The following is a 16488-nucleotide window of genomic DNA, read 5'->3' on the forward strand; positions in this document are numbered from 1 at the left end:
GTCCGACGACGGCGGGCCGCGCCCGCCGTCGTCCTCCTTCCTCATCCCGCACCCAAGACTTCAGAATTTAGAGAACAAGAGAGAACAGGGACCATATGTCCAGCGAATCCTCCTTCGGCCTCATGCAGATCGGCCTCGCCACCGCGGAAGACATCCGCGGCTGGTCGTACGGCGAGGTTAAGAAGCCGGAAACCATCAACTACCGCACGCTCAAGCCCGAGAAGGACGGCCTCTTCTGCGAGAAGATCTTCGGCCCGTCCCGGGACTGGGAATGCTACTGCGGCAAGTACAAGCGCGTGCGCTTCAAGGGCATCATCTGTGAGCGCTGTGGCGTCGAAGTCACCCGCGCCAAGGTCCGCCGTGAGCGCATGGGCCACATCGAGCTCGCCGCTCCCGTCACGCACATCTGGTACTTCAAGGGTGTTCCGTCCCGCCTGGGCTACCTCCTTGACCTGGCACCGAAGGACCTCGAAAAGGTCATCTACTTCGCCGCCTACATGATCACCAGCGTCGACGAGGCTGCCCGCCACGAGGAACTGCCCAACCTGCAGGTTGAGCACGACATCGAGAAGAAGCAGCTGATCGACAACCGCGACGCCGACATCGCCGCGATCGCCCGCGACCTCGAAGGCGAAATCGCCCGCCTCGAGGGCGAAGGCGCCAAGGCTGCCGACAAGAAGAAGGCCCGCGACTCCGCCGACCGCCAGATGGCCAACGTGCGCAAGCGTGCCGACGCCGACATCGAGCGCCTCGAGCAGGTCTGGGACCGCTTCAAGAACCTGAAGGTCGCCGACCTCGAAGGCGACGAAGGCCTGTACCGCGAACTGCGCGACCGCTACGGCATGTACTTCGAAGGCTCCATGGGTGCCGAGGCCATCAAGAAGCGCCTTGAGAACTTCGACATGCAGGCCGAGTCCGAGGCCCTGCGCGACGTCATCGCCAACGGCAAGGGCCAGCGCAAGACCCGTGCCCTCAAGCGCCTGAAGGTGGTCAACGCGTTCCTGACCACCAACAACAGCCCGCTTGGCATGGTCCTCGACGCCGTCCCGGTGATCCCGCCGGAACTGCGCCCCATGGTCCAGCTGGACGGTGGCCGCTTCGCGACCTCCGACCTCAACGACCTGTACCGCCGCGTGATCAACCGCAACAACCGCCTCAAGCGCCTGCTTGACCTGGGTGCTCCGGAGATCATCGTCAACAACGAGAAGCGCATGCTGCAGGAAGCTGTTGACAGCCTCTTCGACAACGGCCGCCGCGGCCGCCCCGTCACCGGTCCGGGCAACCGTCCGCTGAAGTCCCTGAGCGACATGCTCAAGGGCAAGCAGGGCCGTTTCCGCCAGAACCTCCTCGGCAAGCGCGTCGACTACTCCGGCCGTTCGGTCATCGTCGTCGGCCCGCAGCTGAAGCTGCACCAGTGCGGCCTGCCCAAGCAGATGGCCCTGGAGCTCTTCAAGCCGTTCGTGATGAAGCGCCTGGTTGACCTCAACCACGCCCAGAACATCAAGTCGGCCAAGCGGATGGTGGAGCGCTACCGCCCGCAGGTGTGGGACGTGCTCGAAGAGATCATCACCGAACACCCGGTGCTGCTCAACCGTGCACCCACCCTGCACCGCCTGGGCATCCAGGCGTTCGAGCCGCAGCTTGTTGAAGGCAAGGCAATCCAGCTGCACCCGCTGGTTTGTGGCGCGTTCAACGCCGACTTCGACGGCGACCAGATGGCAGTCCACCTGCCGCTGAGCCCCGAGGCCCAGGCTGAGGCCCGCATCCTGATGCTGTCCTCGAACAACATCCTGAAGCCCTCTGACGGACGCCCGGTCACCCTGCCGTCGCAGGATATGATCATCGGCCTTTACCACCTGACCACCAAGCGCAAGGGTTCAGCCGGTGAAGGCCGCATCTTCGGTTCGGTCTCGGAAGCCATCATGGCGTTCGATGCCCGCGAGCTGCACCTGAACTCGCAGGTCAAGATCCGCCTCGAAGGCTTCGTTCCGTACGCCGGCTGGGAAGCACCCGAAGGCTGGGAGCCGGGCCAGCCCGCGCTCGTCCAGACCTCCCTGGGCCAGGTCCTCTTCAACGAGACCCTGCCCGAGGACTACCCGTGGGTTGAGGCCGTAGCCGACAAGGGCGAACTGTCCCGCATCGTCAACGACCTCGCCGAGCGCTACCCGAAGGTTGTCACCGCTGCCACGCTGGACAACCTGAAGGATGCCGGTTTCTACTGGGCCACCCGTTCGGGCGTCACCGTCGCCATCTCCGACATCGAAGTTCCGGCCGCCAAGCCGGAAATCCTTGCCGGGTACGAAGAGCGCGCCGCCAAGATCCAGGGCCAGTACGACAAGGGCCTGATCGACGACGACGAGCGCCGCCAGGAACTGATCGAGATCTGGAACAAGGCCACCAACGACATCGCCTCGGTGATGCGCGAGAGCCTGTCCCCGATGAACACGATCAACCGCATGGTGTCCTCCGGTGCACGTGGTAACTGGATGCAGGTCCGCCAGATCGCGGGTATCCGTGGCCTGGTGGCCAACCCGAAGGGTGAGATCATCCCGCGCCCCATCAAGTCCTCCTACCGCGAGGGCCTGTCGGTGCTGGAATACTTCATCGCCACGCACGGTGCCCGTAAGGGGCTGGCCGACACCGCCCTGCGTACCGCCAACTCGGGTTACCTGACCCGTCGCCTGGTGGACGTCTCGCAGGACGTCATCGTCCGTGAAGAGGACTGCGGCACCGAACGCGGCCTGGTCACGCCGATCGCCGTCGCCGACTCCAACGGTGAGCTTGTCCTGGACGAGAACGTCGAGAACAGCGCGTACGCACGTACGCTGGCTGTCGACGTCGTGGACTCCGAAGGCAACGTCCTCGCGGCAGCCGGCACCGACTGCGGCGACGTCGTTATCGACGAGCTCTTCAAGGCAGGCATCACCGAGGTCAAGGTCCGCTCCGTACTCACCTGTGAGTCCAGCGTCGGCACCTGCGCCCTGTGCTACGGCCGTTCGCTGGCCACCGGCAAGACCGTGGACATCGGCGAGGCCGTGGGCATCATCGCCGCACAGTCCATCGGTGAGCCCGGTACCCAGCTGACCATGCGTACGTTCCACACCGGTGGTGCTGTCTCCGCCGGCGGCGGCGACGACATCACCCAGGGTCTGCCCCGTATCCAGGAGCTCTTCGAAGCCCGTACTCCGAAGGGTGTTGCCCCGATTGCTGAAGCAGCCGGCCGCATCACCATCGAAGAGTCCGAGCGCCAGATGCGCCTGGTCATCACCCCGGATGACGGATCGGAAGAGATCGCTTACCCGGTCCTGCGCCGTTCCCGCCTGCTGATCGAAGACGGCGACCACGTCACCGTCGGCCAGAAGCTCATCAACGGCCCGGTCGATCCCAAGCAGGTCCTGCGCATCATGGGTCCGCGTGCGGCACAGAAGTTCCTGGTGGACGAGGTCCAGGGCGTGTACCGCAGCCAGGGCATCGGTATCCACGACAAGCACGTCGAGGTTATCGTCCGCCAGATGCTGCGCCGCGTCACGGTCATCGAGTCCGGCGAATCGGACCTGCTGCCCGGCGAGCTCGCCGAGCGCAGCCGCTTCGAGGATGCCAACCGCCGCGTTGTGTCCGAGGGCAAGACTCCGGCTTCCGGACGTCCTGAACTCATGGGCATCACCAAGGCGTCGCTGGCCACCGAGTCCTGGCTGTCCGCAGCATCCTTCCAGGAGACCACCCGCGTCCTGACGCAGGCGGCCATGGAAGGCAAGAGCGATCCGCTGCTGGGCCTGAAGGAAAACGTCATCATCGGTAAGCTGATCCCGGCCGGCACGGGCCTGCCGCGCTACACCGAGGTCACCGTGGAGCCCACTGAAGAAGCAAAGGCCAACCTGTTCACCGGCCCCAGCGCGTTCAGTGACTTCTCGTACGACACCCTGGGCGGCGACGGAGCACCTGAGTTCCACGCCATCCCGCTGGATGACTACGACCTGGGCAACGACTTCCGGTAACCACTGACGGTTGACGCCTGACGAGGGATGGTCCCGCACCGCAAGGTGGGGGTCCATCCCTTCGTTTAACCCGCCGATTAAGGCATGGAGCCTGTCCATGCTAGACTGGTTACCAATTGTTATTGTGGCAGTGGATGAGTGCGCCGGTATCAGCTGAAAGGCTGGACCAGAGCGACGTTTCCGGTTTGCAGGGTTCTTGTGCAACGTATGCCACATTTTTGCATGCCTAGGGAACTGCGGGAAATTACGTCCCGCCCCGGTGTGCGATCCGACTATTAAAGGCTTCGCCTTCGCCGCCCTGGAGAGCTTCTTCAAGGCCCGGGCGGCGGGGCAACGCAACAGGAGAGTGGCCGGAAACAGCCACTCCGGATAAAACGGAGAACACGAGAGTGCCTACGATTAACCAGCTGGTCCGCAAGGGCCGCACGCCTAAGGTCTCAAAGACCAAGGCTCCCGCGCTTAAGGGCAGCCCCATGCGCCGCGGTGTCTGCACCCGCGTCTACACCACCACCCCGAAGAAGCCGAACTCGGCTCTGCGTAAGGTGGCACGTGTGCGCCTCAACGGCGGCGTGGAAGTTACCGCCTACATCCCCGGTGTTGGCCACAACCTGCAGGAGCACTCCATTGTGCTCGTTCGCGGTGGTCGTGTGAAGGACCTCCCGGGTGTCCGCTACAAGATCGTCCGTGGCGCCCTTGATACCCAGGGTGTGAAGAACCGTAAGCAGGCCCGCAGCCGCTACGGCGCAAAGATGGAGAAGAAGTAATATGCCTCGCAAGGGTCCGGCCCCCAAGCGGCCGCTCGTTTCGGATCCGGTTTACGGTTCCCCGCTGGTAACCCAGCTCATCAACAAGGTGCTCGTTGACGGCAAGAAGTCCACGGCCGAGCGCATCGTCTACGGTGCACTCGAAGGCGCACGCGCCAAGTCCGGCGGCGACCCCGTTGCAGCCCTGAAGAAGGCCATGGACAACGTCAAGCCTTCGCTTGAGGTCCGCAGCCGCCGCGTCGGTGGCGCCACCTACCAGGTTCCGGTTGAGGTCAAGCCGGGCCGCTCCACCGCCCTCGCCCTGCGGTGGCTGGTTGGCTACTCCAAGGCCCGCCGCGAAAAGACGATGACCGAGCGTCTCCAGAACGAAATCCTGGATGCGTCCAACGGTCTCGGTGCCGCTGTGAAGCGTCGCGAAGACACCCACAAGATGGCCGAGTCCAACAAGGCCTTCGCACACTACCGCTGGTAATACTCCCCGGACGCCGCCGGCTCAACCGAGCCGGCGGCGAACGCGTAGTCCATCCCAAAAGGAGACCCCGTGGCACAGGACGTGCTTACCGACCTTAGTAAGGTCCGCAACATCGGCATCATGGCCCATATTGATGCCGGCAAGACCACCACAACCGAGCGCATCCTGTTCTACACGGGTGTGAACCACAAGATCGGCGAAACGCACGACGGCGCTTCGACCACCGACTGGATGGAACAGGAAAAGGAACGCGGCATCACCATCACGTCTGCCGCCGTGACCTGCTTCTGGGAAAACAACCAGATCAACATCATCGACACCCCCGGCCACGTGGACTTCACGGTTGAGGTTGAGCGCTCCCTGCGCGTCCTCGACGGTGCAGTTGCCGTGTTCGACGGCAAGGAAGGTGTTGAGCCGCAGTCCGAGACTGTGTGGCGCCAGGCTGACAAGTACAACGTTCCGCGTATCTGCTTCGTCAACAAGATGGACAAGCTCGGTGCTGACTTCTACTTCACCGTAGACACCATCATCAGCCGCCTCGGTGCCAAGCCGCTGGTCATGCAGCTGCCGATCGGTGCCGAGAACGACTTCGTCGGCGTCGTCGACCTGCTCTACATGCGCGCCCTGGTTTGGCCGGGCGACGCCAAGGGCGACGTGACCATGGGTGCCAAGTACGAAATCCAGGAGATCCCCGCGGACCTCAAGGAGAAGGCCGAAGAATACCGCGCCAACCTCGTTGAGACGGTTGCCGAGGCCTCCGAGGAACTCATGGAGAAGTACCTCGAAGGTGAAGAGCTCACCATCGACGAGCTCAAGGCCGGCATCCGCAAGATGACCATCAACTCCGAGCTGTACCCCGTGTTCTGTGGCTCCGCCTTCAAGAACCGCGGCGTCCAGCCGATGCTTGACGCAGTTGTTGATTACCTGCCGAACCCGCTCGACGTTCCTCCGATGATCGGTCACGATCCGAAGGACGAAGAGAAGGAACTGACCCGCAAGCCTTCAGCCGACGAGCCGTTCTCCGCTCTGGCGTTCAAGATTGCGGCGCACCCCTTCTTCGGCCAGCTCACCTTCATCCGCGTGTACTCCGGTCACGTGGAATCCGGCGCCCAGGTGGTCAACTCCACCAAGGGCAAGAAGGAGCGCATCGGCAAGCTGTTCCAGATGCACGCCAACAAGGAAATGCCGGTCGAGGCAGCCACCGCTGGCCACATCTACGCAGCCATCGGCCTGAAGGACACCACCACCGGTGACACCCTGTGCGATGCCAACAACCAGATCGTCCTGGAGTCCATGAGCTTCCCCGAGCCCGTGATCTCCGTGGCCATCGAGCCGAACACCAAGGGTGACCAGGAGAAGCTCTCCACCGCCATCCAGAAGCTCTCCGCTGAGGACCCCACTTTCCAGGTGTCCCTCAACGAAGACACCGGCCAGACCATCATCGCCGGCATGGGCGAGCTCCACCTGGACATCCTGGTGGACCGCATGCGCCGCGAATTCAAGGTTGAGGCCAACGTTGGCAAGCCGCAGGTTGCTTACCGCGAAACCATCAAGCGCGCAGTCGAGAAGCACGACTACACGCACAAGAAGCAGACCGGTGGTTCGGGCCAGTTCGCAAAGGTCCAGATTGCCATCGAGCCGCTGGACACCGCCGAGGGCGAGCTGTACGAGTTCGAGAACAAGGTCACCGGTGGCCGCGTTCCGCGCGAATACATCCCGTCTGTTGACGCTGGTATCCAGGACGCACTGAACGACGGCGTCCTGGCTGGCTACCCTGTTGTCGGCATCAAGGCAACGCTGCTTGACGGCGCCTACCACGATGTTGACTCCTCGGAAATGGCGTTCAAGATCGCCGGCCGCATGGCTTTCAAGGAAGCTGCGCGCAAGGCGAACCCTGTTCTGCTTGAACCGCTGATGGATGTCGAGGTGCGTACCCCTGAGGAATACATGGGTGACGTTATCGGCGACCTCAACTCCCGCCGTGGCCAGATGCAGTCCATGGAAGATGCAGCCGGCGTCAAGGTTGTCCGTGCCCACGTGCCGCTGTCCGGCATGTTCGGCTACATCGGCGACCTGCGCTCCAAGACCCAGGGCCGCGCGGTGTACTCCATGACCTTCAACAGCTACGCCGAGGTCCCGAAGGCAGTTGCCGACGAGATCATCCAGAAGTCCCGCGGCGAGTAGTCCTTTCCGGACTTTCAAAGCGAACACCTCGGGTGTGCAGGCCTCCACGGGCCAACGCACCCGGTGCAGGCGGCCGGGCCGGTCGGAGTCATCCGGCAAGCCGGTTCCGGCCCCTGCACGAACAGGCTCAGCGGATTAGTATTAGTTCCTGAATCTGCAATTTCACCAATCCAAAGCCCCCAAGTAGACTTGCCTGAGTTCTACCGCGACAAGCGCGGCTGGAGGGCAAGTTATTTGAAAACGTTCTAGGAGGAACCTGTGGCAAAGGCAAAGTTCGAGCGGACTAAGCCGCACGTCAACATCGGCACCATTGGTCACGTTGACCACGGTAAGACGACGCTGACGGCCGCCATTTCCAAGGTGCTGTACGACAAGTACCCGGATCTCAACGAGAAGCGTGACTTCGCGTCGATCGACTCTGCACCCGAAGAGCGTCAGCGCGGTATTACCATCAACATCTCCCACGTGGAGTACCAGACCGAGAAGCGTCACTACGCACACGTTGACGCCCCCGGCCACGCTGACTACATCAAGAACATGATCACCGGTGCTGCCCAGATGGACGGCGCAATCCTCGTGGTTGCCGCTACCGACGGCCCGATGGCTCAGACCCGCGAGCACGTTCTGCTCGCCCGCCAGGTTGGTGTTCCCTACCTGCTGGTCGCGCTGAACAAGGCTGACATGGTTGAGGACGAAGAACTCCTCGACCTCGTCGAAATGGAAGTTCGTGAGCTCCTGAGCTCGCAGGGCTTCGATGGCGACAACGCTCCGGTCGTTCGCGTTTCCGGCCTGAAGGCCCTGGAAGGCGACCCCGAGTGGGTCAAGTCCGTTGAGGACCTGATGGCTGCGGTCGACGAGTCCGTTCCGGACCCCGTACGTGACCGCGACAAGCCGTTCCTGATGCCGATCGAGGACGTCTTCACCATCACCGGCCGTGGCACCGTTGTGACGGGCCGCGCCGAGCGTGGAACCCTCGCCATCAACTCTGAGGTCGAGATCGTCGGTATCCGCCCGGTCCAGAAGACCACGGTTACCGGTATCGAGATGTTCCACAAGCAGCTCGACGAAGCATGGGCCGGCGAGAACTGTGGCCTGCTGCTCCGTGGTCTGAAGCGCGACGATGTCGAGCGTGGCCAGGTTGTCGTCAAGCCGGGTTCCATCACCCCGCACACCGACTTCGAGGCCAACGTCTACATCCTCTCCAAGGACGAAGGCGGACGTCACAACCCGTTCTACTCCAACTACCGCCCGCAGTTCTACTTCCGTACCACGGACGTAACCGGCGTCATCACCCTGCCCGAGGGCACGGAAATGGTTATGCCTGGCGACAACACTGAGATGACCGTTGCGCTCATCCAGCCCATCGCTATGGAAGAGGGCCTCGGCTTCGCAATCCGCGAAGGCGGCCGCACCGTTGGTTCGGGACGCGTTACCAAGATCATCAAGTAGTACTTGCTGATCACGGATCTGCCGGGCTCCGGCCGCAGGTAATCCACAGAAAACCCCGCTGCTGCATGCAGCGGGGTTTTCTTTTGCTATCTTTACTAAAGTCGTTGGACATATTGCGGATGGTGCTGCTTATCTTGGAGGGGGTCAGGCGTGACTGACGAAGCGTACGAGGCGGGGTACCGTGCCGGGCACCTGCAGGGCTGGATGGACGCCATGGCGAGGATGGCCGATCTCCAGGCCGCACCGGGTCCGACGGAACAGCGTCCGGTGGCGCCTCCACCCCATGCCGCAACCCTGCCGGTTCCATCCTGGCCACCGGCTGCGGCACCACCACGTGCGGTTCCGCAGCGTTCGCAGCCGCAGCCCCGGGATCCGGCCGCTATTCACGCGGCGACCCCCGCCACCACGCGGCCGGCGGACCGACCCGTTGCCGCCCGCCCGCCCAAGCCTCCGGTCCGGCCGGCACTGTCACCGGCGGAGCAGCAGGCGCGCCGCGAACGCAGGGACCGCCAAAACATCAACGTGACCCTTTACGTGGCCAGCCTTCTCCTGGTTGCGGCGGCTGCGCTGTTCATCGGAACGGGGCTCCCGCCCTTGCTGCGGTTCGCCGGGGTCACGGTCGTAGCCGGGTTGTTCTACGGGCTGGGCCTTGGCCTCCACGCCCGGGTGGAGCGGCTTCGGCCCGCCGCCGTGGCTTTCGCGGGCACAGGGCTTGCCCTTGTTCCCGTCGCAGGGCTGGCGCTGTACAACTTCGCGTGGCACAACGGGCCCGGGGCCTGGCTGGCCACGTCGCTGGTTGGAACGGCCGCGTATGCAGCTGCCGCGCTGCGCCTGGAAAGCCGGATCCTGGTCTACCTCTCATTGACGTTCGTGGTGTCGTCGGCATGGTCGGGAGTGTCTGTGCTGGGCGCGGCGCTCGTCTGGTATTTCGTCGTCATGATTGCCGTGGCCGTGTCCGTCACGGTTCTTTCCATGGTGCGTCCCGGTTGGCTGCCGCCGGTTTATGTGCGGCCACTTGCCACGCTTCACCCCTACCTGGTTCCGGCGGTTGCCATGGTGGCAACGTTCTGCCCGGTGCTCCTGGCCAAGGCCGAGTACGCGCTCATCCTTGGATTATGCGGGGTTTACTTCGCCCTATTGGCGGCCGTTTCCTCCGGCCGGTCCCGGCTCCGCTACTTTTACGGTGCGCGGGCCGCGCTTACTGTTGCGGCGGCCACCACCATCTGGGCCATGACCGGGCAGGGGAGTGACGCTTTGCTGACGGTGGCCGGCTTGCTGGCCCTTCAGTCGTGCGCGCTTGCGTTCGGCGCGGGCCGCCTCGATGTTTGGTTCCGGAGTGCCGTGCCCTCCGCCCAAGTGGGTCCTGAGCCCGGCGCGCCGGCGCCTCCGGCGGGCCCGCCACCCACGCACCCGTCCGACGGCGATGCCCGGCCTGCGCGGCGATGGTGGCGGCTTGATGCGTTGTCAACATTCGTTGCACAGCTTCTGTTTACCGCTGCCTACGCAATGAACGAGTTGGTCGGGGCCATGTTTTCCTTCGACGTGCAGGCGGGGGAGCTGCCTTTCCGGATGGTGTTCCTCCTTGCCCTGGTAACGGGCGCCGTCATCGCTGCCAAGCTGGGCGGAAGCGCCGAGGCAGCTCCCGCCGCGGCATTGGTGCTGGCCGGAATCTTCAGCCACCAGCTCGGAGAAGGCACTCTGGCCGGGCTGCTGGCGGCCGCCGGCCTGTTCTGGCTGGTACGTGGCCGCCTGGCTGAAGGAGCCCTCCGGCATTTGATGGTGTTCGGCGCCCGGGCGGCTGCCACCCTGGCGGCACCGGCGGTGGTTGCCGCGGTGACCGACGGCCCTGGCCAGGACCGTGCCGTATGGTTCAGCCTTGTGCTGGCTGCCCTAGCCCAGCAGCTGCTTTCGGCTGCGCTGGAGCGGTACGGGCGGCGCACCCTCGCGCCGCAGGCGACCCTGGCGGGGTACATGGTCCTCGGGGTAGCCAGCCTTTACAGCCTTTCTGCTGCAGACACCGGGACAGGCGCTTCGCTGACCTTGGCAGCAACCTTCATTCATCTGGCGGCAGTGCTGACGGCAGGGCTTGCGCTGCTGCCGCGCGTGGGCCGGGACGATGCCTGGCGCCCCACCGTGGGCGAACTCCTGCCGCCCGTTGTTGCTGTCCTGCTCATTGCCTTCGCCTTCGAGGTTCTCGGCCTGGAGAGCGGCAACTTCGCGTTGCTGATGTTGCTGGCATACCTTGCTGCCTGTGCCCTCAGGCTGCCGGCCGTCCAGCACCGCTGGAGCTACTGGTGGATGTCCCGGGGTGCCGGCACCCTACTGGTCCTCACGGCCTTTGAACAGCTTGCCGAGGGTTCCGGGAGGCCCATCATTGCCGGTGAAGTGCTTGACCCGGCCGTGGTGCTGGCCACCGCGCTGGGAGCACAGTTGGTCTTTCCGCTGCGCGCTTTCATCCACGGACAGGCTCCCCGGGGTGTCCGGATCGACGCCGGGGTGGTCCTTCTCCTGCAGTTGGCATCCTGTGCAGCGGCAGGTCCCCTGACAGGAAGCCTCTTGTCCGCCGGGAACTGGCAGCACCCGCTCATCGTGGGAGTGGCCGCCGTCTCCGCGGCGTGGGCCGGCTACGTGCTAAGGCGCGGGGCGGGCGCCGTGTGGTATGCACCTGTGACGTTCCTGGTCCTGGCCGTCCTTTCCGCCAACGACGCGCCGCTGCTGGAAATCGTGCTGGGCGTCTACGCCGTGTTCGCCGGGATCATGGTCGTGGGTTCAGCCGGGCGGGCTGCCAAGGGCTGGTACTTCGTGGCTGCGCGGGCCCTGACCGCATGCCTGGCGGGGGTGTTCAGCTACGACCTCACCGCCTCGCCCACCGCGGTCTCGGTCACCTTGTCCCTGGTTCTGGCGGCGCAGCACGCCATCCGTTGGGTGATGCGGTTCCGGCTGGCAGAGGTTCCGTTCCAGCAGGCTGCTGTCTGGATCACGCTTGCGGGCCAGGCGCTGCTGCCAGTTGCCTATGCCGTTCAGCACGCGGCGGACCCGCACAGCGGCGGCGGGCGCTGGGTGCTCTACCTGGAATTCGCACTGCTGCTGGCTTCGGTCGTCGCCGCCCGCCGTCTGTTTGCAGCACTCGGTGCGCTCTACCTGGGGCACTACGCAGTGCTGGGCGCCGTGCTCTCCCTCAGCCCTCTGCCGCCCTTTGGCGACGAACCTGTCCTCTCGTATACGGGGACGTCCCTGATGCTGATTCTGCTTGGCCTTGCGGCAACAGCAGCCGGCATGCTGCACCAGCGGATCGGAACCGGAGCCGGCGCGGAACACTGGCTGTGGCTCGTTTCCGCGGGATCGTTCGTGGCTGCCGCACTGCTGCTTGGACAACTTGCCGCGGACTGGGTTCCCGGTGTTGCGGTCCTGGCGCTGGCGGCGGTGTGCTTTACCGCTTCCCATGTGGAAGGGTGGGCCGTCCTGTACGCACCTGCGGCAGGAGCATTCCTTGCGGGTGCCTTCATGGCCGCATCGGTTGCTTTCGGGGACCACCAGGGTGCCTGGGGGACATACCTCCCGTGGCTGGCAGGACCCGGTGCGGCGGCAGCGGTGATGTACTGCGTCCGGCTCATTTCTTTCGCGGGACGTGTTGCGGGCGGCCAAGGAGCCGCAAACGTCCGGGCCCGGGCGCTGGCAGGGGCGGCCCTCCTCGGCTATGCTGCCGCCGCGCTGGCCGGACTGCCATGGGATGCGACGGCCTGGACGGCAGCTGCCGCTTTTGTCCTCGTCGTTGCGGTTGCCTCCAGGGAAGCACCGCCAAGGGCCCGCCGTGCGGTGGCGGAAGTGGGGGTTGCTGTTCTTGTCGCGTTCATCCAGCGCGCGGCGATTTTCCAGCTCGATGGGGCAGGCGGCGGGGTTGCCCGGTTCGGGGCACGGCTCCCGGACGGTTTCTGGGTGGCGCAGTGGTACGTCGTGCTGGGCGCTGTCCTTTCCGGCCTCCGCTACCTGGGCGGTTATGCGGCAATCGGCAGGTCTCTCGCTGCTGCGTCCGCAGGCCTGCTCACAGTGTCCGGACTGGGGGTCCTCTTCGGGGGCAGCGGCGGCCAGCAGCTGTGGGTCCTGGCATGCCTTGCCATACTGCTCGCCGCTGGACTGGCGCTCGGGGACCGGATCTTCGTCCGGTGGGGTGCCGCCGGCGTGGCCGCCTGCATTCTGTGGGCCATGCGCCAGTACACCTTCGCGCTGCTGGCACTTATCGCCGTCGGGCTCATTGCCTTCGCCGTCTGGCGGCTGAACCGCAGCACGGACAACCCGGGTGGGGAGGGCGGCCAAGGCCGCGCCGGAACCCGCCCCTGATACTGTTGCAGCACTGAGAGGAGCTCATCATGGGATGGCTGATTTTCCTGATTATCGCGGTTGCCGTAGTGGCAGGCGTGTTCTGGACCAAGAGGTATTTCCGCCACGAAATTGACCGTGCCAAGCGGATCAACAGGGCCAACAAAAACATGTAGCCTACTGCCTGGACACACATCTGCCGGTAAGCCTGCAACAGAGTTTTCGGTGCGCCTAAATTAACGGTATCCTCGTCATATCACCGCCCCCGACGACGAGGACCACTGATGGCTGTTTCAACAATGCAGGCGCGCCCCGCCTCATCCAGGGTCTGGTCCCGGCTCCTGCTGCTCGGACCCGCCTTTGTCGCGGCCATCGCCTACGTCGATCCAGGCAACGTTGCCGCCAACCTCACGGCAGGGGCCAGCTTCGGTTACCTGCTCGTCTGGGTCCTGGTCGCGGCAAATGCCATGGCCGTACTGGTGCAATACCAGTCCGCGAAGCTGGGGCTCGCCACCGGGATGAGCCTGCCGGAGATCCTGGGCAAACGGCTGGGCACCCGCGGCCGCCGTGCCTATTGGGCGCAGGCAGAGATCGTTGCCGGCGCAACGGACATGGCTGAGGTCATCGGCGGAGCCGTTGCCCTCAACCTGCTCTTTGGCCTCCCCCTGCTGACGGGTGGCGTCATCATTGGCGTGGCATCGATGCTGCTGCTTACCCTGCAGTCCCATCGCAGCCAGAAATCGTTCGAACTCGCCATTTTGACCCTGCTCGGCGTAATCGCCGTCGGGTTCGTCAGTGGCCTGTTCGTCAGTCCGCCCGATGGAAGCAGTGCCCTGGCCGGCCTCGTGCCCCGGTTCGAGGGAACGGACACCGTCCTGCTGGCTGCCAGCATGCTGGGTGCCACGGTCATGCCCCACGCCATCTACCTGCACTCAGCCCTGGCCCGGGACCGCCACGGCTTCTCGGAGGACCCGGCAGTCAGGACGCGGCTGATCCGTGCCACCCGCTTTGACGTCGCCGGCGCCCTGCTGCTCGCCGGCGTCGTGAATATCGCCATGCTGCTGCTCGCCGCCTCCAGCCTCCGCGGCGTCGAAGGCACCGACACCATCGCCGGGGCGCACGCAGCCGTCACGTCGGCACTGGGCCCCGTCATCGGCGTCGTGTTTGCCATTGGCCTGCTGGCATCCGGGCTGGCCTCCACGTCCGTGGGATGCTACGCCGGTGCCACCATCATGGGCGGACTGTTGAAGCTGCGCGTCCCCTTGCTGACCCGCCGGCTCGTCACCCTGATTCCGGCGCTGCTGGTGCTGGGAGCGGGCATTGAACCAACCCTCGCCCTGGTCCTGAGCCAGGTCCTCCTCAGCTTCGGTATCCCCTTCGCCCTGGTGCCGCTGATCCGGCTGACGGGCGACCGCAAAATCATGGGAATCCACACGGACTCCCGGCCCCTGCGCATCGCGGGATGGACCAGCGCCACGCTGATCGTAGGCCTGAACTGCGTCCTGATCTTCCTCACCGTGCTCGGGCAAGCCTGACCAGGCGGCTACGCCCTATTCGGCCGCGCTATCCGGCCGCAGCGCTGCCGGAGGCGGCCCCGGCGCCCCTGGCCCGGGAGAGCGCCTGGTACCAGTAGAAGGACCGCTTCGGTGTCCGTTCCAGGGTCTCGAAGTCGACGTGCACCAGGCCAAAGCGCTGCGAATAGCCGGCCGCCCATTCGAAGTTGTCCATCAGGGTCCACACGTAGTAGCCCCGCAGGTCCACGCCTTCTGCGGCGCCGCCAGGCGCGGTGGAATCCAGTGCGGCACGAAGGTGCGATGCCAGGTAACCCACGCGGTCGTCGTCCTCCAGCGTTCCGGAGACGCGGTCCGGCTCGGGGAAGCTGGCCCCGCCTTCGGTGATGTACACCGGCGGAAGGGCGTCGCCGTAGCGGTCGCGCATCTCGGCAAGGAGCGTCCCGAGGTACTCCGGCGCTACCGGCCAGCCGAACCCCGTGCTGCCGTGGTCCGGGTACCCCACCTCATGGAAGGGCAGCCGGGCCAATTCCTGGTGGGTGTTTGCCGGAATCGGGGTTATGCCCGGGCCCAGTGCCACCTTGACCGGGAAGTAGTAGTTCAGCCCGTAGAAATCCAACGGCTGGTGGATAGTTCGAAGGTCCGCATCTGAAATCCGGCCCATGGAGCGGAGCCACGGCCGTGCGTACAGCGGCAGCGACGGGTAGCGTCCCAGCAGGACCGGGTCGGCATAGATCCTGTTCATCAGCAGGTCGTAGAGGTGTGCCACCAGCCTGTCGCCGGGTTTGCGGCTGGCGGGGCGGACGGGGGCATGCAGGTTGGTCACACCGATGCCGCCTGCCACTCCGGCGGCGCGCAGTGCCTGCACCCCGAGTCCGTGGGCAAGGAGTTGGTGGTGGATCGAGGGAAGGGCGTCGAACATCAGTTTCCGGCCGGGGGCATGCACGCCCAGGGCGTAGCCGTTCAGGGTGACGGAGACCGGCTCATTCAGGGTCACCCACTGCGCCACCCGGTCACCAAACCGCTCACCTGCCGCCCGGGCATACTCGCCGAACCGTTCGGCGGTGTCCCGGTGCAGCCAGCCGCCCCGGTGCTCCAGCGGCAGCGGCGTGTCCCAGTGGTAAAGGGTGGCCATGGGGGAGATGCCGGCCTCGAGCAGCTGGTCGATCAGGCGGTCGTAGAAATCAAGGCCCTCGCTGTTGAGGCTGCCCTGGCCGTCAGGCTGGATGCGCGGCCAGGACAGCGAGAACCGGTACGAGTCGACGCCCAGCTCCTTGAGCAGGGCCACGTCCTCCGGCAGCCGGTTGTAGTGGTCGCACGCGACGGCGGGGGAGTGCCCGCCAATAATCGCTCCTGGCTTCTCGGCAAAAGCATCCCAGCCGGACGGCCCCCGGCCGCCGTCTGTGACTGCGCCTTCTATCTGGAACGCCGCTGCCGCGACGCCCAGGGTGAACGACGCCGGCACGCGCCCGGCCAGTTCCGTCACGGATTCGGTGCCTTCCAGGGTCATGCCCCTATCATCCAGCGCGTTCGCGGCCACGGCAATGGCCGGCCGCAGGGCCCCTGCCAGCACCGATTCGCATCTGCCGCGGATTTCCGGCATACTAGATGAGTTGTTCAAGCGCTTCTTCGCGTCCCGATCCGGATAATGCCGGGTGCAGGGTCCAAGTTGAAGACCAAACATAACCCACCCCAATGGACTTGCGGATTTGTATGCGTGTTGAGCGCGACACGCCCGACCGCGGGGGTCGGTTGCGCCGGCAAGGTGAGGAACCCGGATTTATCCGGATTCAGTT

General features: G+C 65.0%; 9 protein-coding genes. 8 read left to right on the forward strand and 1 reads right to left on the reverse strand.

Annotated features, from left to right (window positions below; genetic code table 11):
• The first annotated feature begins 95 nt into the window (after positions 1-95).
• From K4G53_RS14980 to K4G53_RS15010, 8 genes are all read left to right on the forward strand, one after another.
• Positions 96-3995 carry a DNA-directed RNA polymerase subunit beta' gene (locus tag K4G53_RS14980; RefSeq protein ID WP_221386462.1) on the forward strand — a complete coding sequence of 1300 codons (3900 nt, stop codon included), beginning with the start codon at positions 96-98 and terminating at the stop codon, positions 3993-3995.
• A gap of 389 nt (positions 3996-4384) precedes the next feature.
• Complete coding sequence (gene rpsL, locus K4G53_RS14985; protein WP_009358312.1) at positions 4385-4759, forward strand: 30S ribosomal protein S12; 375 nt, start codon at positions 4385-4387, stop codon at positions 4757-4759.
• Between the two features lies 1 nt (position 4760).
• Positions 4761-5231 carry a 30S ribosomal protein S7 gene (rpsG, locus tag K4G53_RS14990; protein WP_003803829.1) on the forward strand — a complete coding sequence of 157 codons (471 nt, stop codon included), beginning with the start codon at positions 4761-4763 and terminating at the stop codon, positions 5229-5231.
• A 69-nt stretch (positions 5232-5300) separates the two neighbouring features.
• Positions 5301-7415: an elongation factor G gene (gene fusA, locus K4G53_RS14995; protein ID WP_221386463.1), complete on the forward strand. Its 2115-nt coding sequence runs from the start codon at positions 5301-5303 to the stop codon at positions 7413-7415.
• Between the two features lie 258 nt (positions 7416-7673).
• A complete protein-coding gene (tuf, locus tag K4G53_RS15000) occupies positions 7674-8864 on the forward strand; it encodes an elongation factor Tu (protein ID WP_013601835.1) in 1191 nt (396 codons plus the stop codon).
• Positions 8865-9014: 150 nt separating this feature from the next.
• Positions 9015-13202 carry a hypothetical protein gene (locus K4G53_RS15005; protein WP_221386464.1) on the forward strand — a complete coding sequence of 1396 codons (4188 nt, stop codon included), beginning with the start codon at positions 9015-9017 and terminating at the stop codon, positions 13200-13202.
• 29 nt (positions 13203-13231) lie between these two features.
• Entirely contained in the window at positions 13232-13357 is a 126-nt protein-coding gene (locus K4G53_RS21355) for a hypothetical protein (protein ID WP_260323617.1), read from the forward strand.
• Positions 13358-13465: 108 nt separating this feature from the next.
• The gene (locus K4G53_RS15010; RefSeq protein WP_221386465.1) at positions 13466-14716 is read left to right on the forward strand and encodes an Nramp family divalent metal transporter; all 1251 of its coding nucleotides are present in this window, start codon (positions 13466-13468) and stop codon (positions 14714-14716) included.
• Between the two features lie 28 nt (positions 14717-14744).
• Here the strand turns inward: K4G53_RS15010 and K4G53_RS15015 are convergent, their stop codons facing one another.
• Positions 14745-16202 carry a GH1 family beta-glucosidase gene (locus tag K4G53_RS15015; RefSeq protein WP_221386939.1) on the reverse strand — a complete coding sequence of 486 codons (1458 nt, stop codon included), beginning with the start codon at positions 16200-16202 and terminating at the stop codon, positions 14745-14747.
• Positions 16203-16488: the final 286 nt, after the last annotated feature.

Source organism: Arthrobacter sp. MAHUQ-56 (assembly GCF_019710585.1).
Taxonomy (GTDB): Bacteria; Actinomycetota; Actinomycetes; order Actinomycetales; family Micrococcaceae; genus Arthrobacter.